The organism is Halomonas sp. B23F22_10, assembly GCF_043496975.1.
Classification (GTDB): Bacteria; Pseudomonadota; Gammaproteobacteria; order Pseudomonadales; family Halomonadaceae; genus Halomonas; species Halomonas smyrnensis.
Window position 1 is genome coordinate 634,037 of record NZ_JBIEKF010000001.1, and the last position, 20,785, is coordinate 654,821.

At 67.5% G+C, this 20,785-nt stretch carries 21 protein-coding genes; 16 read left to right on the forward strand and 5 right to left on the reverse strand.

Going from position 1 to position 20,785, the window contains the following annotated elements; genetic code table 11:
- Positions 1-25: 25 nt before the first annotated feature.
- Positions 26-889 (forward strand): cytochrome c oxidase subunit 3, encoded by an 864-nt coding sequence (locus ACGTNF_RS02845; protein ID WP_394600346.1) that lies wholly within the window; start codon positions 26-28, stop codon positions 887-889.
- A gap of 69 nt (positions 890-958) precedes the next feature.
- Here the strand turns inward: ACGTNF_RS02845 and ACGTNF_RS02850 are convergent, their stop codons facing one another.
- On the reverse strand, positions 959-1,150 hold the full coding sequence (locus ACGTNF_RS02850) for a DUF2909 family protein (RefSeq protein WP_394600347.1): 192 nt from the start codon (positions 1,148-1,150) through the stop codon (positions 959-961).
- A 10-nt stretch (positions 1,151-1,160) separates the two neighbouring features.
- Here ACGTNF_RS02850 and ACGTNF_RS02855 point away from each other — a divergent pair, with 10 nt between their 5' ends.
- The 3 genes from ACGTNF_RS02855 to ACGTNF_RS02865 are packed head-to-tail and all read left to right on the forward strand — an operon-like array spanning position 1,161 to position 3,537.
- Complete coding sequence (locus ACGTNF_RS02855) at positions 1,161-1,886, forward strand: SURF1 family protein (protein ID WP_394600348.1); 726 nt, start codon at positions 1,161-1,163, stop codon at positions 1,884-1,886.
- A 4-nt stretch (positions 1,887-1,890) separates the two neighbouring features.
- Positions 1,891-2,433 (forward strand): redox-active disulfide-containing membrane protein, encoded by a 543-nt coding sequence (locus ACGTNF_RS02860; protein ID WP_394600349.1) that lies wholly within the window; start codon positions 1,891-1,893, stop codon positions 2,431-2,433.
- Between the two features lie 39 nt (positions 2,434-2,472).
- Positions 2,473-3,537 (forward strand): COX15/CtaA family protein, encoded by a 1,065-nt coding sequence (locus ACGTNF_RS02865; RefSeq protein WP_394600350.1) that lies wholly within the window; start codon positions 2,473-2,475, stop codon positions 3,535-3,537.
- Here the strand turns inward: ACGTNF_RS02865 and ACGTNF_RS02870 are convergent.
- Positions 3,510-4,949, reverse strand: coding sequence for an SLC13 family permease (locus ACGTNF_RS02870; RefSeq protein WP_394600351.1), 1,440 nt, complete (start codon positions 4,947-4,949; stop codon positions 3,510-3,512). The genes ACGTNF_RS02865 and ACGTNF_RS02870 overlap by 28 nt on opposite strands.
- A gap of 99 nt (positions 4,950-5,048) precedes the next feature.
- On the opposite strand from ACGTNF_RS02870, the gene ACGTNF_RS02875 reads away from it, so the two are divergent.
- From ACGTNF_RS02875 to ACGTNF_RS02915, 9 genes are all read left to right on the forward strand, one after another.
- Positions 5,049-5,516 carry a DUF2489 domain-containing protein gene (locus ACGTNF_RS02875; protein WP_152478823.1) on the forward strand — a complete coding sequence of 156 codons (468 nt, stop codon included), beginning with the start codon at positions 5,049-5,051 and terminating at the stop codon, positions 5,514-5,516.
- A gap of 279 nt (positions 5,517-5,795) precedes the next feature.
- Positions 5,796-6,611, forward strand: coding sequence for an OmpA family protein (locus tag ACGTNF_RS02880; RefSeq protein ID WP_394600352.1), 816 nt, complete (start codon positions 5,796-5,798; stop codon positions 6,609-6,611).
- 232 nt (positions 6,612-6,843) lie between these two features.
- On the forward strand, positions 6,844-8,742 hold the full coding sequence (gene thrS / locus ACGTNF_RS02885) for a threonine--tRNA ligase (protein ID WP_394600353.1): 1,899 nt from the start codon (positions 6,844-6,846) through the stop codon (positions 8,740-8,742).
- A gap of 34 nt (positions 8,743-8,776) precedes the next feature.
- Positions 8,777-9,316 carry a translation initiation factor IF-3 gene (gene infC / locus ACGTNF_RS02890; protein ID WP_394600541.1) on the forward strand — a complete coding sequence of 180 codons (540 nt, stop codon included), beginning with the start codon at positions 8,777-8,779 and terminating at the stop codon, positions 9,314-9,316.
- An 86-nt stretch (positions 9,317-9,402) separates the two neighbouring features.
- Complete coding sequence (gene rpmI, locus ACGTNF_RS02895; RefSeq protein WP_016854829.1) at positions 9,403-9,597, forward strand: 50S ribosomal protein L35; 195 nt, start codon at positions 9,403-9,405, stop codon at positions 9,595-9,597.
- A gap of 36 nt (positions 9,598-9,633) precedes the next feature.
- A complete protein-coding gene (gene rplT / locus ACGTNF_RS02900; RefSeq protein ID WP_016854830.1) occupies positions 9,634-9,987 on the forward strand; it encodes a 50S ribosomal protein L20 in 354 nt (117 codons plus the stop codon).
- A gap of 131 nt (positions 9,988-10,118) precedes the next feature.
- Complete coding sequence (gene pheS / locus ACGTNF_RS02905; protein ID WP_016854831.1) at positions 10,119-11,138, forward strand: phenylalanine--tRNA ligase subunit alpha; 1,020 nt, start codon at positions 10,119-10,121, stop codon at positions 11,136-11,138.
- Between the two features lie 33 nt (positions 11,139-11,171).
- On the forward strand, positions 11,172-13,553 hold the full coding sequence (gene pheT, locus ACGTNF_RS02910) for a phenylalanine--tRNA ligase subunit beta (RefSeq protein WP_394600354.1): 2,382 nt from the start codon (positions 11,172-11,174) through the stop codon (positions 13,551-13,553).
- A gap of 38 nt (positions 13,554-13,591) precedes the next feature.
- Positions 13,592-13,894 carry an integration host factor subunit alpha gene (locus ACGTNF_RS02915; RefSeq protein ID WP_016854833.1) on the forward strand — a complete coding sequence of 101 codons (303 nt, stop codon included), beginning with the start codon at positions 13,592-13,594 and terminating at the stop codon, positions 13,892-13,894.
- 77 nt (positions 13,895-13,971) lie between these two features.
- Here the strand turns inward: ACGTNF_RS02915 and ACGTNF_RS02920 are convergent, their stop codons facing one another.
- Entirely contained in the window at positions 13,972-14,178 is a 207-nt protein-coding gene (locus tag ACGTNF_RS02920; protein ID WP_016854834.1) for a DUF2788 domain-containing protein, read from the reverse strand.
- Positions 14,179-14,311: 133 nt separating this feature from the next.
- On the opposite strand from ACGTNF_RS02920, the gene ACGTNF_RS02925 reads away from it, so the two are divergent.
- Together ACGTNF_RS02925 and ACGTNF_RS02930 are read left to right on the forward strand one after the other, a co-directional pair.
- On the forward strand, positions 14,312-14,776 hold the full coding sequence (locus ACGTNF_RS02925; RefSeq protein ID WP_016854835.1) for a flavodoxin: 465 nt from the start codon (positions 14,312-14,314) through the stop codon (positions 14,774-14,776).
- Positions 14,776-15,144, forward strand: coding sequence for a hypothetical protein (locus ACGTNF_RS02930; RefSeq protein ID WP_394600355.1), 369 nt, complete (start codon positions 14,776-14,778; stop codon positions 15,142-15,144). Before ACGTNF_RS02925 ends, ACGTNF_RS02930 begins: the two co-directional genes overlap by 1 nt.
- A gap of 73 nt (positions 15,145-15,217) precedes the next feature.
- On the opposite strand, the gene ppnN is transcribed toward ACGTNF_RS02930, so the two are convergent.
- Positions 15,218-16,579, reverse strand: coding sequence for a nucleotide 5'-monophosphate nucleosidase PpnN (gene ppnN, locus ACGTNF_RS02935; RefSeq protein WP_394600356.1), 1,362 nt, complete (start codon positions 16,577-16,579; stop codon positions 15,218-15,220).
- A 209-nt stretch (positions 16,580-16,788) separates the two neighbouring features.
- Here ppnN and ACGTNF_RS02940 point away from each other — a divergent pair, with 209 nt between their 5' ends.
- Complete coding sequence (locus tag ACGTNF_RS02940; RefSeq protein WP_394600357.1) at positions 16,789-17,733, forward strand: LysR family transcriptional regulator; 945 nt, start codon at positions 16,789-16,791, stop codon at positions 17,731-17,733.
- Positions 17,734-17,857: 124 nt separating this feature from the next.
- On the opposite strand, the gene gcvP is transcribed toward ACGTNF_RS02940, so the two are convergent.
- Positions 17,858-20,752 (reverse strand): aminomethyl-transferring glycine dehydrogenase, encoded by a 2,895-nt coding sequence (gene gcvP, locus ACGTNF_RS02945; protein ID WP_394600358.1) that lies wholly within the window; start codon positions 20,750-20,752, stop codon positions 17,858-17,860.
- Positions 20,753-20,785: the final 33 nt, after the last annotated feature.

Below are 20,785 nucleotides of genomic sequence, written 5' to 3' on the forward strand. Positions count from 1 at the left end.
CGTCTCTCGGCGGAGGAGATCGCACATGAGCGGTGGAAGCTACTACGTTCCCCCTTCCAGCAAGTGGCCGGTGCTGGCGTCGCTGGCGCTGGGGGCGATGATGGTCGGCACCGGCACGCTGCTGGTCTTCGGGGTGGTCGGCATGCCGGTGATGGTGGTCGGCCTGCTGGCCGTGCTGGCGGTGATGACGCTGTGGTTTCGGGACGTCATCCACGAGTCGCGCGGTGGACTCTACGATGCCCAGATGGACCGCTCCTTCCGCTGGGGCATGGGCTGGTTCATCTTCTCGGAGGTGATGTTCTTCGCGGCCTTCTTCGGCACGCTGTTCTATGTGCGCACCTTCGCGCTGCCGTGGCTGGACGGGGAGGGCGCCAAGGGCGTGGCGGCCCTGCTGTGGCCCGACTTCACCGCCTCCTGGCCGCTGCTCGAGCCGCCGGGGGAGGGCATCGAAGGGCCCCGTAATGTGCTGTCGCCCTGGCAGTTGCCACTGGTGAATACCCTGATCCTGGTCGGTTCCAGCATCACCCTGACGGTGGCTCACGAAGCGCTCAAGGAAGGCTATCGCACCACGGCGCGACACTGGCTGGCCGGCACCGTGCTGCTCGGGCTGTGTTTCATCGTCGTCCAGGGCGTCGAATACTACGAGGCTTACGCCCACTACGGCCTCACCCTACAGGCCGGCATCTACGGCGCCACCTTCTTCCTGATGACCGGCTTCCATGGCCTGCACGTGATCATCGGCACCATCATCCTGATCGCCATCCTGGCGCGGGTGGTGCGCGGCCACTTCAGCCGTGACGATCACTTCGGTTTCGAGGCCGCGGCCTGGTACTGGCACTTCGTCGACGTGGTGTGGATCGGGTTGTTCATCTTCGTCTATGTGTTCTGAGTGTGTGTGTGTTCTGAGTGTGTGTGTGTTCTGAGTGCGTGTGTGCCGAGCACGTTTGCGCCGAGTGCGTCAGCCGAGGCGGCCGACATGGAAGCCGTAGAAGAGCAGGGCCAGCAGCAGCGTCGCCAGGGCGACGCGCAGCTTGAGGGAGACGAGGACGCGCCGCGAGCGGCCGCCGTCCTTGATCAGAAACCCGGCGCCAGCGACGAGGCTCGTCACCATGGCCAGGAAAACGAGGGCGATCAGGGTCTTGAGTAGCATCTCACACTCCGTGAAAGACGCCGTCGCGCGGGGCGGGAACGGCCGTCGGCTGGGGCTCTGGATCCTGTGCTGGAGCCTGGTCGTCGCGCTCGGGCTGGCACTGGGACTATGGCAGTGGCAGCGGGCCGCCGACAAGCGCGAGCTGCTGCTTCGCTACGAGACGGCGCCGCGGCTGGAGGCCCCCGTCGCAGCGCCGCCGGACGGCGCCCGGCTGACATTGCGCGGCGAGTACCTCGGCGCGGAGACGCTGTTTCTCGACAATCGCACCCATGGCAACCGTCTTGGCGTGGCCGCCCTCACACCGCTGCGTGACGAGGAGGGGCGACTGTGGCTGGTGCAGCGCGGCTTCCTGGCTACCGGCACCCGCCGGGAGACGCCGTCGGTGGCCACGCCCGAGGGCTCGGTGACGCTCAGCGGACGCTGGCAGGTCGCCGGCGACAGCGCACCGCTGTTCGGGCCGAATCGCGAGGGTCGGCGACTGCAGCGTATCACGCTCTCCGCCTGGTCGGCGCTGGAGGGCTTCGCCCATGCCGGCTGGCTGCATCTGGAACAAGGCCCCGGCCACCTCGAGTCCTGGTGGACGCCCGCGGTGCTGCCGCCGGAGCGTCACCGGGCCTATGCCTTCCAATGGTGGGGTCTGGCGCTCGCCGCGCTGACGGTCATGTGGCTGGGAGGCCGTCGCCTGGTGCGAGATCGCTCCCCTTCCTCTCTCTCCACGCCCGCCCCAGAGGAGTAAGCCGATGCCCGCCGACGCCCGTGTGTCTCCCGTCTCGTCGCGACTCAAGCTGCTGGCGCTGTTTGCGGTGTTCCTGCTGCCCATGGCGGTGGCCTGGGGCATGGTCGAGTGGCGGCTGGGCATTCCCGAGGGCCGCACCGCCCACGGCCAGCTGACGCCGGACCTGCCGCCGCTCGAGGCCTGGCCGCTCGACGGCATGGCCAGGCAGGGCGCCGACGACTGGGTGCTGGCCTTCGACTGTCCGGCGTCGTGCGACGCCCAGGCCGATCGCTGGTGGCGATTGCATCGGGCGCTGGGACGAGACGCCCATCGCATCAGCCGGCTGCGCCTCGGCGGCAGCGGCGAGACGCTGCCCGGCGCCTCGGCGGCCAGCTGGACGGAGGCGGCATCCTGGCGCTCGCCGGGCCGGCTGTGGGTGTTCGACCCCGACGGCCGCGCGGTGCTGGCCTATGCTCCGGACATCGAGACGGCAAGGGTGCTCGAGGACATCGAGCTGCTGCTCGAGCGCAATCCCGAGCCGCCCATGGCGCGTCTCCAGCCCGAGTGATGGCGGTGAGCGAGCGGTCAGCGAGAAAGGAGGAAGGCGATGCGACTCTTCCAGGCGTCTCCGGCATGGCGAAGCGTGATGCGGCTCAGCCTGGCCGGTACCGGGCTCTGTGCCCTGGTGGTGCTGGTCGGGGCAGCGACCCGGCTGATGGATGCGGGACTCGGCTGTCCCGACTGGCCGGGCTGCTACGGTGCGCCGCTGGTGCCCGATGCCGAGCGGGCCCTGGCGCATAGCCCCCATTGGCCGCTCGAGGCGACCAAGGCCTGGATGGAAATGCTGCATCGCTATCTGGCGGCAGGGCTGATCGCCGTGGCGCTGCTGCTGGCGGCACGCGGTCTGCGCCTGCGTCGCGGTCGTGACGACTATCCCTGGCGGCTGACCCTGGGGTTGCTGGTCGCGCTGGCGGTGCAGGGCGCCTTCGGTGCCCTCACCGTGACCTTCAAGCTGTGGCCGCAGGTGGTGACTCTGCACCTGCTCGGCGGGCTGTCGGTGATGGCGATGTTCCTGTGGCTGCACCTGCGGCTGCGCCGGCTGGCGTTCGGGGCTCCTGCAGTGATGCGGCCACGGCGCATGACACCGCTGTGGCGGGCGACGCTGCTGGCGCTGGTGCTGCAGCTGGCGCTGGGCGGCTGGACCTCGAGCAATTATGCCGGCATTGCCTGCCAGGGCTTTCCCACCTGCAACGGGCGCTGGGTCGAGGCGCTGGACTGGGGCGAGGGCTTCCATCTGACTCAGGCGGTGGGGCCCAGCTATCTCTATGGCCAGCTGCACGCCGAGGCGCGCAGCGCCATCCAGGTGGGTCATCGTCTTGGCGGCGCGGCGCTGCTGGCGTGCCTGCTGGTGCTGGGCTGGCGTCATGGCCGCGATCGCGCGATGCGCCCCTGGCTGGCGCTGGCGGTGGGCACCGGCCTGGCCCAGGCGGCCCTGGGCGTGGCCAACGTCCTGCTGTGGCTGCCGCTGTGGCTGGCGATGCTGCACACGGCGGGCGCCCTGTGTCTGGTGGTCAGCCTGTTGCTGGCGGGGTGGCGATGGCGCTGGCCGGTGCCGCAGGTGGCGTCGGCCAGCGCTCCCTCGGCTTACCAGAACAGCGTCACCAGCGGATAGGCCAGCAGGCTGACCAGCAGGGTACCGATCAGGTTGAGGGCGAACCCGGCGCGTATCATCGGTCGGATACGCAGATGGCCGGTGGCGAACACGATGGCGTTGGGTGGCGTGGCGACCGGCATCATGAAGGCGCAGCTGGCGGCGATGGCCGCGGGCACGGTGATCAGCAGCGGCGAGATATCCAGCGACACGGCCAGCGCCCCGAGCAGGGGCAGGAACGCCGCCGCGGTGGCGGTGTTGGAGGTCACCTCGGTGAGGAAGATGATCACCAGCACCACCACGCCGATCAGGGCCAGCAGCGGGAAGGCGCCGAAGATCTCGAGTCGCTGGGCGATCCATTCGGCGAGTCCCGAGCGGCTGATGGCGCCGGCCAGGGTCAGGCCGCCGCCGAACAGCAGCAGGATGCCCCAGGGGAGCGACTGGGCCGTGTCCCAGGTGATCAGGCGCTCGCCGCTGCCGTCACCCGAGGGCGCCAAAAACAGTGCGATGCCGGCGGCGATGGCGATGCCGGTGTCCGACAGCCAGTCGAGGCCGGCCTGGTTGAGCAGCGGACGACACACCCAGGCGAGGGCGGCCAGCAGGAAGATCAGGCCGACGCGGCGCTCGGCGGCGCTGCTGCGCCCGAGCGACGCCAGTTCGCGGCGTACCATGTCGGCACTGTCGTCGCCGCCCGCCAGATGAAAGCGGCGGCGTGTCAGCCACCACCAGGCGCAGATCATCATCGTCACGCTGACCGGCAGACCGACCAGCATCCACTGGGCGAAGCCGAGATCGATACCGCGGCTGTCGGCCAGGTAGCCGGCCAGCAGCGCGTTGGGCGGCGTGCCGATCAGGGTGGCGATACCGCCGATGCTGGCGGAATAGGCGATGGCCAGCAGCAGGGCGGTGGCGTAGCGGGCCAGCTCATCGGGATCGCTGTCGTCCAGCAGGCTGATCACCGACATGCCGATGGGCAGCATCATGATCGCCGTGGCGGTGTTGGAGACCCACATGCTGAGAAAGCCGGTGGCCAGCATGAAGCCGCCGATCTGGCGGCGTGGCTCGTGGCCGACCACGCGCAGCACGTGCAGTGCGATGCGGCGGTGCAGGTTCCAGCGCTGCATGGCAATGCCGAGCAGGAAGCCGCCCAGGAACAGATAGATGATCGGGTTGGCGTAGCTCGTGGCGGCCTGCTTGATGTCGCCGAGGCCCAGTGCCGGGATCAGCACCAGCGGCACCAGCGAGGTGGCGGGAATCGGGATCGCCTCGGTCGACCACCAGGTCGCCATCAGCAGGGCCAGTCCGGCGCAGGCCCAGGCGCTCTCGCTCATGCCGCCGGGCGGCGTCAGCGTCAGCGTCATCAGTAGCCACAGCGGGCCGAGTATCAGCCCGATGCGGGCCGCGGTGGTGGGATGACTCTCCGAATCGCTCATGCCTGGCTCCTTGCCGTGAAGGTCCTGAGGGGGATTGGGGCGTTGCGGGGCAGAGTATAAAATGCGTATCCCTACCCTTCGATGTCTTCGGGAGCCTGCATGTCCCTTACTACCGCGTTGATCCTGCTGGGCATTGCCCTGGCTATCGTGGCCGGCCTGGCAGCCTATGCCGTGACGCTGTGGCGCGAGGTGCGCCGCCGCAAGGCCTTCCGCGAGGAGGAGCTGCGTCGCGCCCATGAGAACTGTCTGGAGAACCTGGAGCTGGTGGCCTCGGCCCTGCAGCAGGAGCAGGTCGACATCACCGAAGGTGCCTGGCGCTGCAAGACGCTGCTCGACATCCTCGACCCGAGCCTGGTCGAGCGCCCAGAATTTCGCGCCTTCGGCGAGGTGCATGGTCGCACTCGCCACCTGCATACGCACTCCGCGCGTCAGGCGCTGACGCCGAAGGCGCGTTTTCAGGAGGATCGTGAGCGCCTGGCCGTGGAGGACGAAATGCGCGACGCCGTGATCGAGGCGGCGGGCGCGGTGCTGCGATTCCGTCGTGAATGGCCGGCGTCCCTGCATTGATGATGAGGTACTGAACTCCGTCCGCGTGGAAGATCGATCGGGCAGACAGCGATTGCATCTGACGATCACCTCCGGCAACCTTGTACAGGTATCGTAGATGGCTGATATGTGGAAGGATGCCGGTGCCATCTTGCGGTGCTTGCTGGCTTAAATCACATTTTCGTGCTTTCTTGATCGGTGTAGGCGAACGCTGTTCGCCGCCGCTGGCTAACACCATCGGACCTCACGAATGGCGTCCCTGAGATGTCCATTCGGATTTGTGTGAAGAAGGAGTCTTACATGAAAAAATCAACGACTGGCTTGCTGCTCGGTTCCGCTCTCGTCGTCGGCCTCTCCGGCTGCGCGAGCTCGGCCTCTCAATCCTCCGGCATGGGCGATAGCGCCTCTTCCGATCGTGCCTGGTATCAGCATCCGGCGGTTTGCGGTCTGGCCGGTGGCCTGATCGGCAGCGGCATCGGCTATGCCTCTTCCAGCGAGTCCGACGAGGACACCGGTGCAGCCGTTGGCGGTACCGCCGGTGCCACCATCGGTGCCCTGCTGTGTGCCGAGCCCAACAAGAAGGCCGAGCCTGCTCCGCGAGACACCGACGGCGATGGCGTGATCGACGCCAACGACCAGTGCCCGGGTACCCCGGCCGGCGTGGCCGTCGATGCCGTGGGCTGCCCGCTGGACTCCGACAACGACGGCGTGCCGGATTACCAGGATCAGTGCCCGGGTACCCCGGCCGGTGCCGAGGTCAACGCCCTGGGCTGCGTCGAGGACCTGGTGCTGCGTGACGTCAACTTCGAGTTCGACTCCGCGACCCTGACCATGGGTGCCGAGGGTATCCTCGACGACGTCGCCGACAAGCTGGTGGCCAACGAGAACGTCCGCGTTCGCATCGAAGGCCACACCGACGCCGTGGGTAGCGACAGCTACAACGAAGATCTGTCCCAGCGTCGTGCCGACTCCGTGGCCGACTACCTGGCCTCCCAGGGTGTCGAGCGTAACCGCATGCGTACCATCGGTTACGGCGAAGCCCAGCCGGTCGCCAGCAACGAGACCGACGCCGGCCGTGCCGAGAACCGTCGCGTCGAGCTGGGCGAGTGGGAGTGATCTCCTACTGAGCCCTCGCCCCGGCCTGCCGGGGCATCTCGAGAGTGAAAGAGGCGCCTTCGGGCGCCTCTTTTCGTTGTGGCGGCATGTTTCGCCGCGACGGCATGGCCTCGTGCCGGCGCCGTCTGCTAGGCTAGGCGCGCTTTCGTAAGCGCTTCCGACGACCATTCTTCTTCTGGCGGCATGTGATCCCTGGTATGGATCACCACTGCGCACAAGGAACTTCTTCATCATGCCCATCGTGACCCTGCCGGACGGCAGCCAGAGAACTTACGACGAACCGCTCACCGTGATGCAGGTGGCCGAGAGCATCGGCACCGGCCTGGCCAAGGCCTGCGTGGCCGGCCGCATCGACGGCGAGCTGGTGGATGCCGCGGACGTCATCGACCAGGACGCCGAGGTGGCCATCATCACCGCGCGTGACGAGGCCGGCCTGGAGATCATTCGCCACTCCTGCGCCCACCTGATCGGCCACGCGGTGAAGCAGCTCTATCCCGACGCCAAGATGGCGATCGGTCCGGTGATCGACGACGGCTTCTACTACGACGTCGACTTCGGTCGTTCTGCGACCCCCGAGGACCTCGAGGCCATCGAGCAGCGCATGAAGGCGCTGATCGACACCGGCTACGACGTGGTGCGCGAGTACGTCGACCGCGACAAGGCCATGCTGACCTTCCTGCATCGCGACGAGCCCTACAAGCAGGAGATCGTGCGTGAGATTCCCGATGGCGAGACCATTCGTCTCTACCATCACCAGGAATACACCGACATGTGCCGCGGTCCGCACGTGCCGAACACGCGCCACCTCAAGGCCTTCAAACTCACCAAGCTGGCCGGTGCCTACTGGCGCGGCGACGCTGAACGCCCGATGCTGACCCGCATCTACGGCACGGCCTGGGGCGACAAGAAGCAGCTCAAGGCCTATCTCAAGCGCCTTGAGGAAGCCGAGAAGCGCGATCACCGCAAGCTGGCCAAGAAGATGGACCTCTTCCACCTGCAGGAAGAGGCGCCGGGCATGGTCTTCTGGCACCCCAACGGCTGGACCATGTACCAGGCGCTGGAGCAGTACATGCGCCGGGTGCAGATCGAGCACGGCTATCAGGAGATCAAGACGCCCCAGGTGGTCGATCTCTCGCTGTGGAAGGCGTCCGGTCACTGGGGGCACTACAGCGACCTGATGTTCACCACCGAGTCGGAGAAGCGCGAATACGCGGTCAAGCCGATGAACTGCCCCTGCCACGTGCAGGTGTTCAACCAGGGGCTGAAGAGCTACCGTGATCTGCCGCTGCGCCTGGCCGAGTTCGGCAGCTGCCACCGCAACGAGCCCTCCGGCTCGCTGCACGGCCTGATGCGCGTGCGCGGCTTCACCCAGGACGACGCGCACATCTTCTGCACCGAGGGGCAGATCCAGTCCGAGGCCGAGGCCTTCATCGCGCTGACGCTGCAGGTCTACAAGGAGCTGGGCTTCGAGGACGTCGAGCTCAAGCTGTCCACCCGCCCGGATGACTTCATGGGCGAGGCCGAGCTGTGGGATCGCGCCGAGGCCGGGCTCGAGGCCGCGCTGAACAGCACCGGCCTGGACTGGGATCTGCAGCCGGGCGAGGGCGCCTTCTACGGGCCCAAGATCGAGTTCTCGCTGCGTGACTGCCTGAACCGCGTCTGGCAGTGTGGCACCCTGCAGCTCGACTTCAACCTGCCGGGCCGCCTGGGCGCCCAGTTCGTCGACGAGCACGGCGAGCGCAAGACGCCGGTCATGCTGCATCGTGCTATCCTGGGCTCCTTCGAGCGCTTCCTCGGCATCCTCATCGAGCACTACGCCGGGGCCATGCCGCTGTGGCTCGCGCCGGAGCAGGCCGTGATCCTCAACATCACCGATTCGCAGCGGGATTTCGTCGAAAATCTCGAACGCCGCTTGCAGAAAATTGGCATGCGCGTCAAGGCGGACTTGAGGAACGAGAAGATCGGCTTTAAAATTCGCGAGCATACGTTGCAGAAGGTCCCCTATCTCCTGGTGGTGGGAGATAAGGAAGTCGAAGCCGATTCCATCGCCGTGCGCACCCGCACCGGCGAAGATCTCGGCACCATGACGGTGGAGACCTTCATCGACAAGGTGCTGGCCGAACGGTTATAACGACATCTTCCAAGACTGAAGTGGAGACGGAACCATCAAGAGAAGCAACCCCAGAGGGCGTCCGCAGGACAAGCGGCCCCCGATGAACGAGCGGATTACCGTAGATGAGGTTCGCCTGATCGACAGCGACGGCGAGCAGCTCGGCGTCATGCCGACTCGCGATGCCCTGGAGCGCGCGGAAACCGCCGGTATGGACCTGGTCCAGATTTCCAATGCCGATCCGATCGTCTGCAAGATCATGGATTACGGCAAGTTCGTCTTCGAGCAGAAGAAGCAGAAGGCGGCTCAAAAGAAGAAGCAGAAGCAGATTCAGGTCAAGGAAGTCAAATTCCGGCCTGGCACCGACGAGGGCGACTATCAGGTCAAGATGAAGAACCTGACGCGTTTCCTCGAAGGTGGCGACAAGGGCAAGGTCACGCTGCGCTTCCGCGGACGCGAAATGGCCCATCAGGACCTCGGTCGTAAACTGATGGAACGGATCGCCGCCGATCTCGAAGATCTCGGTACCGTGGAGTCCTTCCCGAAGATGGAAGGGCGGCAGATGATCATGATCATTGCCCCCAAGAAGAAGTGATCCGACGGCCCGTCAAACGGATGGCCGGCGTCTAGCCGGCCATTGGCCCCGGATTTTCTCAAAAACCTCGAGCGGAGTGTATTCTCATGCCGAAAATCAAGAGCAACAGCGGCGCTGCCAAGCGCTTCAAGAAGACGGCCAACGGCTTCAAGCACAAGCAGTCGTTCCGCAGCCACATCCTGACCAAGAAGTCCACCAAGCGTAAGCGTCAGCTGCGTGGTATGAAGCAGATCCACGACGCCGACAAGCAGCTCGTGCAGCGCATGCTGCCGAACCTGTAATCCTTGGTAGACCATTTTAAACGTCAGGAGTAAGCCATGACTCGCGTCAAGCGTGGTGTCGTCGCACGTCGTCGTCACAAGAAGATTCTCAGCCAGGCCAAGGGTTACTACGGTGCCCGTTCACGCGTCTTCCGCGTTGCCAAGCAGGCCGTCATCAAGGCCGGTCAGTACGCCTACCGTGACCGTCGCCAGCGCAAGCGTCAGTTCCGCGCCCTGTGGATCCAGCGCATCAACGCCGGTGCCCGTCAGCACGGTCTGTCCTACAGCCGCTTCGTCGGTGGCCTGAAGAAGGCCGGCATCGAGATCGACCGCAAGGTCCTGGCCGATCTGGCCGTCAACGAAAAGGCTGCCTTTGCCGCTATCGTCGAGAAGGCCAAGGCTGCCCAGTAAGTGATCTCGTGATGGCATGGTGGGCTCTCCGTGGGCGCGCCATGCCACGGATCGTCGCAGGGGAAGAGCAGCCGCTCTTCCCCTGTTTTTTTGGCATGTGACCCCCTGATCAAGACATCGGAGCACAACGGATGGACCACCTTCCCACTCTGGTCGCCGAGGCCCGCGACGCCGTTCAGGCCGCCGAGAGCATGGCCGCCCTGGACGAGCTGCGGGTGCGTTACCTCGGCAAGAAGGGCGAGATCACCGCGCTGCTCAAGGGCCTCGGCAAGCTGCCCCCCGAGGAGCGCCCGGCCGCCGGCGAGCGCATCAACGAGGCCAAGCAGGCGCTGTCCCAGGAGATCGACGCTCGCCGCCAGGCCCTGGAGAAGGCCGACCTGGAAGCGCGTCTGGCCGCCGAGCGCCTCGACGTGACCCTGCCCGGCCGCGGCCAGCCCAGCGGCGGCCTGCACCCGGTGACCCGCACCCTGGAGCGCATCGAGGGACTGTTCACCCGCGTCGGCTTCGACGTGGCGGTCGGCCCGGAGATCGAGGACGACTACCACAACTTCGAGGCCCTCAACATTCCCGCCCATCACCCGGCGCGGGGCATGGCCGATACCTTCTACTTCGACGCCACCCGGCTGCTGCGCACCCATACCTCGCCGGTCCAGGTGCGCACCATGAAGGATCAGGAGCCGCCGATCCGCATCGTCTGCCCGGGCCGCGTCTATCGCAGCGACTCGGACCTGACCCACACCCCGATGTTCCACCAGGTGGAAGGGCTGCTGGTCGACGAGGACGTGCGCTTCTCCGACCTCAAGGGCACCGTCGAGGACTTCCTGCACGCCTTCTTCGAGCGTGACGACCTCTCGGTCCGTTTCCGCCCGTCCTACTTCCCGTTCACCGAGCCCTCCGCCGAGGTCGACATCGAGTGCGTGATGTGCAGCGGCGACGGCTGCCGCGTGTGCTCGCACACCGGCTGGCTCGAGGTGATGGGTTGCGGCATGGTGCACCCCGAGGTGTTCCGCCACGCCGGCATCGACAGCGAGCGCTACAAGGGCTTCGCCTTCGGCATGGGCGCCGAGCGCCTGGCCATGCTGCGCTACGGCGTCAACGACCTGCGGCTGTTCTTCGACAACGACCTGCGCTTCCTCAAGCAGTTCGCCTGATCGACCACCGACTACGCGGAAACAGGAACTGACATGAAATTTTCCGAACAGTGGCTGCGTGAATGGGTCTCCCCGGCGCTGGCGACCCAGGCACTGGCCGACCAGGTCACCATGGCCGGCCTCGAGGTCGATGCCATCGAGCCGGTGGCGGCCGAGTTCACCGACGTGGTGGTGGCCGAGGTCGTCGCCCGCGAGCAGCACCCCGATGCCGACAAGCTCAATGTCTGCCAGGTCGAGGACGGCAGCGGCGAGCGCGTCCAGGTCGTGTGCGGCGCGCCCAACGTCGACGTCGGCCAGAAGGTGCCCTTCGCCCGGGTCGGCGCGGTGCTGCCCGGCGACTTCAAGATCAAGAAGGCCAAGCTGCGCGGCGTCGAGTCACGCGGCATGATCTGCGCCTCCTCCGAGCTCGGTCTCGAGGAAGATGCCTCGCCGGGCATCCTGGTGCTGCCGGCCGACGCGCCGGTGGGCGAGGGCGTGCGCGACTACCTGGGCCTGGACGACCACACCATCGAGGTCGACCTGACCCCCAACCGCGGCGACTGCCTGAGCGTCAAGGGCATGGCCCGAGAGGTCGGCGTGCTCAATCGCCTGCCGGTCGAAGGCCCGGCCATCGCGCCGGTGGCGGCGAGCCACGATGAGACCTTCCCGGTGCGCGTCGAGGACGCCGACGGCTGCCCGCGCTACCTGGGCCGGGTGATCAAGGGCGTCGACGTGACCGCCGAGACGCCGCTGTGGATGGTCGAGCGCCTGCGTCGCAGCGGCATTCGTGCCATCGACCCGGTGGTCGACGTCACCAACTACGTGATGCTCGAGCTCGGTCAGCCGCTGCATGCCTTCGACCTCGCCAACCTCAGCGAGGCCGTGGTGGTGCGTCGCGCCCGCGAGGGCGAGCGGCTGGTGCTGCTCGACGGCCAGGAGATCACCCTGAGCGCCAGCACCCTGGTGATCGCCGACGAGCGCGGCCCGCTGGCCATCGCCGGCGTGATGGGCGGCGAACACTCCGGCGTCGGCGCCGAGACCCGCGACATCTTCCTCGAGTCGGCGCACTTCTCGCCGCTGGCGGTGGCCGGACAGGCCCGTTCCTATGGCCTGCACACCGACGCCTCCCACCGCTTCGAGCGCGGCGTGGACCCGGTGCTGGCCCGCGAGGCCGCCGAGCGCGCCACCGCGCTGCTGCTGGAGATCGTCGGCGGCGAGCCCGGCCCGCTGGTCGAGGTGGCCGACGCCGAGCGCCTGCCCGGCGACCGTGAGGTGCTGCTGTGTCGCGAGCGCCTGGACCAGGCCCTGGACAAGGTGCTCGACGGCGAGGAAGTCGGCGAGATCCTCGAGCGCCTCGGCCTCGCGGTCGAGAGCGTCGAGGCGGGCTGGCAGGCGCGCATGCCGAGCTGGCGCTTCGATCTGGCCATCGAGGAAGACCTGATCGAGGAAGTGGCGCGCATCCACGGCTACAACCGCCTGCCGGTGCGTCGTCCCCAGGCCCGCCTGGGCCTCGAGCCCGATGTCGAGGCCCGCACGCCGCTGTCCCGCCTGCGTAACCAGATGGTCGCGCGCGGCTACTTCGAGGCGGTGACCTACAGCTTCGTGGCGCCGGAGCTGCAGTCCACGCTGCTGCCGGAAGCCGTCTCTCCGACGCTGGCCAACCCGATCTCCAGCGACCTGTCGGTGATGCGGGCGAGCCTGTTCCCGGGCCTGGTGCGTGCGCTGCAGCACAACCTCAATCGCCAGCAGACACGGGTGCGTCTGTTCGAGACCGGCCTGGTGTTCCGCGGCGAGCTGGACGGCCTGCATCAGGTGCCGATGCTCGGCGCCCTGGTCTGCGGCGCCCGCGATCCGGAAGGCTGGAACGGCGGCAAGGACAAGGTCGACTTCTTCGATCTGAAGGGCGACCTGGAGACCCTGCTGGCCATGGGGGGCGAGCCCGAGGCCTGGCGCTTCGAGCCGGCCGAGCATCCGGCCCTGCATCCCGGCCAGTGCGCGCGGGTGCTGTACCGCGGCGAGGAGGCCGGCTGGATCGGCACCCTGCACCCGGCGGTGCGCGCCGAGCTGGGGCTGAAGGTCGATGCGGTGATGTTCGAGGTTCGCCTCGAGGCGCTGACCCAGGGCCAGGTGCCGGCCTTCGCGCCGCTGTCGCGCTATCCCGAGGTGCGTCGCGACCTGGCCTTCCTGGTCGACGCCGAGCGTCCGGTCCAGGCGCTGCTCGATACCGTGCACGCCCAGGCCGGCGAATGGCTGGTGGATGTGCGCCTGTTCGACGTCTATCAGGGCAAGGGCGTGGCCGAGGGTCACAAGAGCGTCGCCCTGGGCTTGACCTGGCAGCATCCTTCGCGCACGCTAAATGACGAGGAAATCAACCACTTGGTCGATGCCATCGTCGAGGAGTCGCGGCTGCATCTGGGCGCCGAGCTTCGCGCATGAGGGATTCCGGGCTCGACCAGCAGCGAGAGGGAAGCGACATGGGGGCGTTGACCAAGGCCGAACTGGCCGAACATCTGCACGCCGACCTCGGTCTCTCCAAGCGTGAGGCCAAGTCCATGGTGGAAGCCTTCTTCGAGGAGATCCGCGCCTGCCTGCGTGAGAACGAGCAGGTCAAGCTGTCGGGCTTCGGGAACTTCGACCTCAGGGACAAGAGCGAGCGGCCGGGCCGGAACCCCAAGACGGGCGAGGAGATTCCGATCTCCGCCCGGCGGGTGGTGACCTTCCGGCCGGGGCAGAAGCTCAAGACGCAGGTCGAGGAGTACCATCCCGAGGAGGGCTGACCCCGCCTCCTTCATGCGATACGCCGACGCCACCCTCCGGGGTGGCGTCGGCTTTCTTGTGCCTGTCGGGACGGTCGCTAGAGGGCGCCGCGTTCCAGCCACCAGGTGATCACCACCTTGAGCACGTAGCCCAGCATGCCGGCGCCGAGCACCACGAACAGCATCAGGGTGCCGAAGCGCCCGGCCTTCGACTGTCTGGCCAGATCCCAGATGATGAAGCACATGAACAGCATCAGGCCGCCGATCATCAGGGGGGTGATCCAGGCTTCGAAGGTGTGGGTCATGAGGGCTCCCGGAGAGAGGGTGACGGTAGGGTCATTATACGGCCTGGCTCCCTGACCCGCAGGGGGCGCAAGGGTGCGGCCTTGCCGGCGGCCGTGTTAAAATCCCATCAAATTTTTCAGGCAAATCCACGACATGCCCAAGCTCAAGATTTTCGTCGGCACCATGTACGGCGGTGCCCTGGATGTGGCCGAGCAGGTCCAGCCGCTGTTCGAGGACGCCGGCTACGAGGTCGAGATCTTCGACCAGCCGACCCTGGCCGATCTGACCGATACCCCCACCGATCTGGCGCTGTTCTGCGTGTCCACCACCGGCAGCGGCGACGTGCCGGGCAACCTGGTGCCCTTCGTGCGCGAACTGGACGCCCAGAGCCCCGGGCTCACCGAGCTGCGCTACGGCATGATCGCGCTCGGTGACGGCTCCTACGTCGACTCCTTCTGCGGCGCCGGCCGCTCCCTCGACGAACAGCTGCAGGGGCAGGGGGCCACGCGGCTGGGCGAGCGCCTCGAGATCGACGCCATGGAGACCTTCATGGCCGACGACGCGGCGATTCCCTGGGTCGAGGAGTGGATCACCACCCAGCAGCTGAAGGTGGCCTGATGGGCGCGACCTCTAGCCCGGAGCGGCTCAGCCTTCTGGTCGGGCTGGCGGTGATGATGGCGGCGACCCTGCCGCGCTATCTGATCGGTGGTCATCAGACGCGCCTGATCCTGTTGGCATTCGCCATCGTCGCGGTGCTCGGCGTGGCGCTGGCCCAGTGGCGGCTGCTGGCCGCCGAGGCCCGCGCCAGGCTGCCGGCGCTGCTGCGCCGGCTGGTGGTCTTCCTGGTGGTGGGGCTGGTGGCGATGGCGGCCTGGCAGGGGCTCGTTGCCGGCTGGAGCGGCTGGGCGCTGCTGGCCTCCCACGGCACCACCCTGGGGCTGCTGCTGCATGCGCTCGGCATCTGGCTCAGGCCGCTGCGAGACTGAACGCCTGCCACGTCAGACGAAAGAGCCCCGCCGGCGGATGCCGGCGGGGCTTTTCGTTGGACGCTTCGCTGGGTCAGCTCAGCGTGTAGCAGGGCTTGTATTCGCCGGCCAGCTTCATGCGGCCCTGGGCGACGAAGGAGTTCAGCAGCTCGTCGAGCCTGGCCATCAGTTCGGGCTCGGCGTTGAGGCGGAAGGGGCCGTGGGCCTCGATCAGCCGGATGCCGCGTTCCTTGACGTTGCCGGCGACGATGCCGGAGAAGGCCCGGCGCAGGTTGGCGGCCAGCTCGTGCACCGGCTGCTCGCGATGCAGGGCCAGGCCGGCCATGCTCTCGTGGGTCGGGTCGAACGGCGCCTGGAAGTCGCGGGCCACGGTGAGGCGCCAGTTGTAGTAGAAGGCGTCCTGGCGCTGGCGGCGATACTCGGCGACGCCGTCGATGCCCTTGCGCATGGTTCGCGCCACCTCGATCGGGTCGTCGATGATGATGGTGTAGAGCCGGCGCACGGATTCGCCGAGGGTGTAGACCAGGAACTCGTCGATGCGCCTGAAGTAGTCGGCGGAACCGGCGGGGCCGGTGAGGATCACCGGGAGCTCCATGTCGGCGTTGTCCGGGTGCAGCAGGATGCCGAGCAGATAGAGGATCTCCTCGGCGGTGCCGACCCCGCCGGGGAACACGATGATGCCGTGGCCCAAGCGCACGAAGGCCTCGAGGCGCTTCTCGATGTCCGGCATCACCACCAGTTCGTTGACGATGGGGTTGGGCGCCTCGGCGGCGATGATGCCGGGTTCGGACACGCCCAGGTAGCGGCCCTCGGTGCGGCGCTGCTTGGCGTGGGCCACGTTGGCGCCCTTCATCGGCCCCTTCATGGCGCCGGGGCCGCAGCCGGTGCAGATGTCCAGCTCGCGCAGCCCCAGGTGATAGCCGACGTGCTTGGTGTAGTCGTATTCCTCGCGGGAGATCGAGTGACCGCCCCAGCACACCACCATGCTCGGGTCGCGGCTGGGGTGCAGGGTGCCGGCCTTGCGCAGGATGTGAAAGACGGCGTTGGTGGTGCCTTCGCCGGTGGTCAGGTCGAACCGCTGGTGGGTCTGGATCTCGTTGTAGACGTAGACGATGTCGCGCAGCACCGAGGAGAGGTGCTCGCGGATGCCGCGGATCATCTTGCCATCGACGAAGGCCTCCGCCGGGGCATTGGTCAGCTTGAGGCGAACCCCGCGGTCCTGCTGGATGACCTCGATGTCGAAATCGGAGTAGGTCTCCATCAGCGCCAGGCCGTCGTCGGTCGGGTTGCCGGAGTTCAGCACGGCCAGGGCGCAGCTGCGCAGGAGTCCATGCAGCCCGCTGCGGGAGGTATCGTGCAGCCGGTTGACCTCATGCTGAGAGAGGATCTCGAGGCTGCCTTCCGGGGAGATGATGCTGGAAATGGTATTGGCCATGCAGCGCGTCCGTGTCACTGGAAAGGGAGCGGCGGTGTCCGATCGTGCCTGGCCTTCGCTTGCCGGCGCGTCGGATCGCGCCTGGAGGGCGGCTCGCGGCCGCCTGCTTCGATGCTAACACGCCCCCGCGCAAGGCGCAGCGCTGCGCGCTTCCGGGCGAGCTGGTAGAATGTCGATGTCCGGTCCCTGTGGTCAAGATGTCTTCCGCCATGTTCAATGCCCTGTATTTCCGTACCTTCATCACCCTCGTCGAGACCGGCAGCTTCACCCGGACCGCCCAGCGTCTGGAGATGACCCAGCCCGGGGTCAGCCAGCATATCCGCAAGCTGGAGCGCTATCTGGACAAGTCGCTGCTCGACCGCCAGGGGCGGCGCTTCGCGCTGACCGAGGCCGGCCGCCGGGCCTATGACTACGCGCTCAAGCTGTTCGCCGAGCACGAGCAGTTCCGGCATTCGCTGGACGACGAGAGCCTCGACAGCGGCGAATGTCGCATCGCCTCGCCGGGCAGCGTGGGGCTGATGTTCTATCCCTTCATCCTCGGCCAGCAGCAGATGCATCCTGGGCTGACGGTGAGCTACAGCTTCGCCTTCAACCACGAGATCGTCACGGACGTGCAGGCCGGCCGGCATGATCTCGGCATCGTCACCGAGGCGGTTCGCCACCCCGAGATCGACTGCGAGGCCTGGCATCAGGAGCCGCTGTGCCTGGTGGTGCCGGCGGACTTCACCGGCACCGGCCTGGCCGACCTGATGGCGCTGGGCTTCATCGGCTATGCCGATGGGGTCAATCGCGCCGGCGGCGTGCTGCGCCAGAACTTCCCCGGGGAGTTCCGCTCGATGAGCCACTTCCCGCGCCAGGGCTTTACCAACGAATCCAGCATGGTGCTCGACGCCGTGGCACGGGGGCTGGGCTTCACCGTGGTGTCGCGGCTGGTGCTCGAGACCTCACCCTGGCAGCGCCAGGTACGCGAGCTGACGCTGCCGCACCCGGTGCAGGAAACGCTCTACCTGGTCACCCGGCGCGGCATGCGCATGCCCCGGCGCTATACCCGCCTGCTCGAGGCGTTCCGCGAGCATCGCCACCACGAACGCTATGGCCACGGCGAGCCCGGCCTTGCCGATCTCGGCGAGGTGCCGGACGAGGGCGCCGGGTAGCCGCTCGGCCGCCGCGGCGCCGCTTCCCATCGACGGCCCCGTCCCCTGATGTGACATCCCCACAAACGACAAGCGCCCCGCCGAATGGCGGGGCGCTTCGCGTGGTGCCGTCAGCCGCCCGGGATCACTCGCGATAGGCGTCGATGCTAGGACAGGAGCAGATCAGCTGGCGGTCGCCGAGTACATTGTCGACACGGTTGACGGTCGGCCAGTACTTGGCCGTCTTGACCGCCTCGGAGGGGAAGGCGCCCAGCTCGCGGGAGTAGGGGCGCTCCCAGCCGGCGTCCATCAGGTCGGCCATGGTGTGCGGCGCATTGACCAGCGGGTTGTTGTCGGCGGGCCATTCGCCGGCCTCGACCCTGGCCACTTCCTCGCGGATCGCGATCATGGCGTCGCAGAAGCGGTCGAGCTCGTACAGCGACTCGGATTCCGTGGGCTCGATCATCAGCGTGCCGGGCACCGGGAAGGACATGGTCGGCGCGTGGAAGCCGTAGTCCATCAGGCGCTTGGCGATGTCCTCCTCGCTGATGCCGGAGTCGGCCTTGAGCGGGCGGATGTCGATGATGCACTCGTGGGCCACGGTGCCGTTGGCGCCCTTGTAGAGCACCGGATAGTGCTCGCCGAGGCGGGCGGCGATGTAGTTGGCGCCGAGGATGGCGAGCTCCGTGGCCTCGCGCAGTCCGCGGGCGCCCATCATCTTGATGTAGGCCCAGGAGATCGGAAGGATCGAGGCGCTGCCGAAGGGCGCCGCCGCCACCGCGCCGCTGCCGGCCTCGACGCCGTCCAGCGGGCGCACCACGTGGTTGGACACATAGGGCGCCAGGTGCGACTTGACGCCGATCGGGCCCATGCCCGGGCCGCCGCCGCCGTGGGGGATGCAGAAGGTCTTGTGCAGGTTCAGGTGGCTGACGTCGCCGCCGAAGTCGCCGGGGCGGGCCAGGCCGACCTGGGCGTTCATGTTGGCGCCGTCGATGTACACCTGGCCGCCGTGGCCGTGGACGATGTCGCAGGCCTCGCGCACACCTTCCTCGAACACGCCGTGGGTGGACGGGTAGGTGAGCATGATCGCCGACAGCGACGCGGCGTGCTGCTCGGCCTTGTCACGCAGGTCGGCGAGATCGATGTTGCCGTCGTCGTCGCACTCCACCACCACGACCTTCATGTGGGCCATGGCCGCGGACGCCGGATTGGTGCCGTGGGCGGAACTCGGGATCAGGCAGACGTCGCGATGGCCCTGGCCTTCGGCCTGCTGATAGCGACGGATCGCCACCAGGCCGGCGTACTCGCCCTGGGCGCCGGAGTTCGGCTGCATGGAGATGTGGTCGTAGCCGGTGATCTCCACCAGGAAGTCGGCCAGCTCGTCGATGATCTGCTGGTAGCCGGCCACCTGGTCCTTGGGCGCGAAGGGGTGGATGCGCGCCAGTTCCGGCCAGGTGATGGGGATCATCTCGCTGGTGGCGTTGAGCTTCATGGTGCACGAGCCCAGCGGGATCATGGCGTGGGCCAGCGACAGGTCCTTGTTCTCCAGGCGCTTGAGGTAGCGCAGCATCTCCGTCTCGCTGTGGTAGCGGCGGAAGGTCGGATGGGTCAGGAAGTCGGACTCGCGCTCGCTGCCCGCCGGGATGCCGCTCTTGCCGGCCTCGACGATCTCGGCGTCGAGGGCGGCCACGGACTGGCCGTGCTCGGCGTCGAGCAGCACGTCGAACAGCAGGTCGAGATCGTGGGCGGTGGTGGTCTCGTCGAGGCTGACGCCGATGTCGCCGTTGTCGAAGTAGCGCAGGTTGACGTCATGGGCCATGGCACGGCCGTGGATCCTGCGCGGGTCGATGCCGGTCAGGCGCAGGGTGTCGAACCAGCTGTCGTGGGCCAGGCTCACGCCGCCGCGGGCCAGGCCCTCGGCGAGGATGGTGGTCAGGCGATGCACGCGGCCGGCGATGGTGCGCAAGCCCTCGGCGCCGTGATAGACGGCATAGAAGCCGGCGATGTTGGCCAGCAGCGCCTGGGCGGTGCAGATGTTGGAGGTGGCCTTCTCGCGGCGGATATGCTGCTCGCGGGTCTGCATGGCCATGCGCAGTGCGGTCTCGCCTCGGCTGTCCTGGGAGACGCCGATGATGCGGCCCGGGATCGAGCGCTTGAGCTTGTCGGTGGTGGCGAAGAAGGCGGCATGCGGGCCGCCGAAGCCCATCGGAACGCCGAAGCGCTGAGCGGAGCCGACCACCATGTCGGCGCCCATGGCGCCCGGTTCCTTGAGCAGCACCAGCGACAGGATGTCGGCGGCCACGCAGGTCATGATGCCCTTGGCCTTGGCGGCTTCCAGCAGCGGTGCCAGGTCGTGGACGCGGCCGCCGTCGCCCGGGTACTGCAGCAGGGCGCCGAAGACGTCGTGCTCGGCCACTTCCGCGGCCGGGGCGACGATCAGCTCGAAGTCGAAGTAGTGGGCGCGGGTGCGCACCACATCCAGGGTCTGCGGGAAGACGTCGTCGGCGACGAAGAAGGCGTTGGTCTTGGCCTTCTTGTTGGCGCGACGGCACAGCGCCATGGCCTCGGCGGCGGCGGTGGCCTCATCCAGCAGCGAGGCGTTGGCCAGGCTCATGCCGGTGAGGTCCATGACCATCTGCTGGAAGTTCAGCAGGCCTTCCAGGCGACCCTGGGAGATCTCCGGCTGATAGGGGGTATAGGCGGTGTACCAACCCGGGTTTTCCAGCACGTTGCGCTGGATGACCGCCGGCAGATGGGTGTCGTAGTAACCCTGCCCGATGTAGCTCCTGGCCACGCGATTCTGGCGGGCCAGGCGATGAAGGTAGTCCAGGGCTTCGGCTTCGCTACGCGGCGGGTCCAGCTCCAGCTCGCGCCCCAGGCGGATGCCGGCGGGGAGGGTGCGCTCGAGCAGGCTGTCCAGGCTGTCCATGCCCAGAGTGTCCAGCATGGTGGCCACGTCGGAGGCCTCCGGGCCGTTGTGGCGGCGGAGGAAGGCGTCATGGTTGGCCAGTTCGGCCAGGCGGCGTTGTTCGAAAGCCATGGGATACCCTATTGCGGTCGCGCCCGATGCGGG

Coding starts and splice junctions, on each gene's coding strand:
- ACGTNF_RS02860 (WP_394600349.1), top strand. CDS start 1,891: ATGCCCGCCGACGCCCGTGTGTCTCCCGTCTCGTCGCGACTCAAGCTG.
- pheT (WP_394600354.1), top strand. CDS start 11,172: ATGAAATTTTCCGAACAGTGGCTGCGTGAATGGGTCTCCCCGGCGCTG.
- ACGTNF_RS02925 (WP_016854835.1), top strand. CDS start 14,312: ATGCCCAAGCTCAAGATTTTCGTCGGCACCATGTACGGCGGTGCCCTG.
- rpmI (WP_016854829.1), top strand. CDS start 9,403: ATGCCGAAAATCAAGAGCAACAGCGGCGCTGCCAAGCGCTTCAAGAAG.
- ACGTNF_RS02915 (WP_016854833.1), top strand. CDS start 13,592: ATGGGGGCGTTGACCAAGGCCGAACTGGCCGAACATCTGCACGCCGAC.
- ACGTNF_RS02865 (WP_394600350.1), top strand. CDS start 2,473: ATGCGACTCTTCCAGGCGTCTCCGGCATGGCGAAGCGTGATGCGGCTC.
- rplT (WP_016854830.1), top strand. CDS start 9,634: ATGACTCGCGTCAAGCGTGGTGTCGTCGCACGTCGTCGTCACAAGAAG.
- ACGTNF_RS02845 (WP_394600346.1), top strand. CDS start 26: ATGAGCGGTGGAAGCTACTACGTTCCCCCTTCCAGCAAGTGGCCGGTG.
- ppnN (WP_394600356.1), bottom strand. CDS start 16,579: ATGGCCAATACCATTTCCAGCATCATCTCCCCGGAAGGCAGCCTCGAG.
- ACGTNF_RS02940 (WP_394600357.1), top strand. CDS start 16,789: ATGTTCAATGCCCTGTATTTCCGTACCTTCATCACCCTCGTCGAGACC.
- thrS (WP_394600353.1), top strand. CDS start 6,844: ATGCCCATCGTGACCCTGCCGGACGGCAGCCAGAGAACTTACGACGAA.
- ACGTNF_RS02875 (WP_152478823.1), top strand. CDS start 5,049: ATGTCCCTTACTACCGCGTTGATCCTGCTGGGCATTGCCCTGGCTATC.
- ACGTNF_RS02920 (WP_016854834.1), bottom strand. CDS start 14,178: ATGACCCACACCTTCGAAGCCTGGATCACCCCCCTGATGATCGGCGGC.
- ACGTNF_RS02850 (WP_394600347.1), bottom strand. CDS start 1,150: ATGCTACTCAAGACCCTGATCGCCCTCGTTTTCCTGGCCATGGTGACG.
- ACGTNF_RS02880 (WP_394600352.1), top strand. CDS start 5,796: ATGAAAAAATCAACGACTGGCTTGCTGCTCGGTTCCGCTCTCGTCGTC.
- pheS (WP_016854831.1), top strand. CDS start 10,119: ATGGACCACCTTCCCACTCTGGTCGCCGAGGCCCGCGACGCCGTTCAG.
- gcvP (WP_394600358.1), bottom strand. CDS start 20,752: ATGGCTTTCGAACAACGCCGCCTGGCCGAACTGGCCAACCATGACGCC.
- ACGTNF_RS02930 (WP_394600355.1), top strand. CDS start 14,776: ATGGGCGCGACCTCTAGCCCGGAGCGGCTCAGCCTTCTGGTCGGGCTG.
- ACGTNF_RS02870 (WP_394600351.1), bottom strand. CDS start 4,949: ATGAGCGATTCGGAGAGTCATCCCACCACCGCGGCCCGCATCGGGCTG.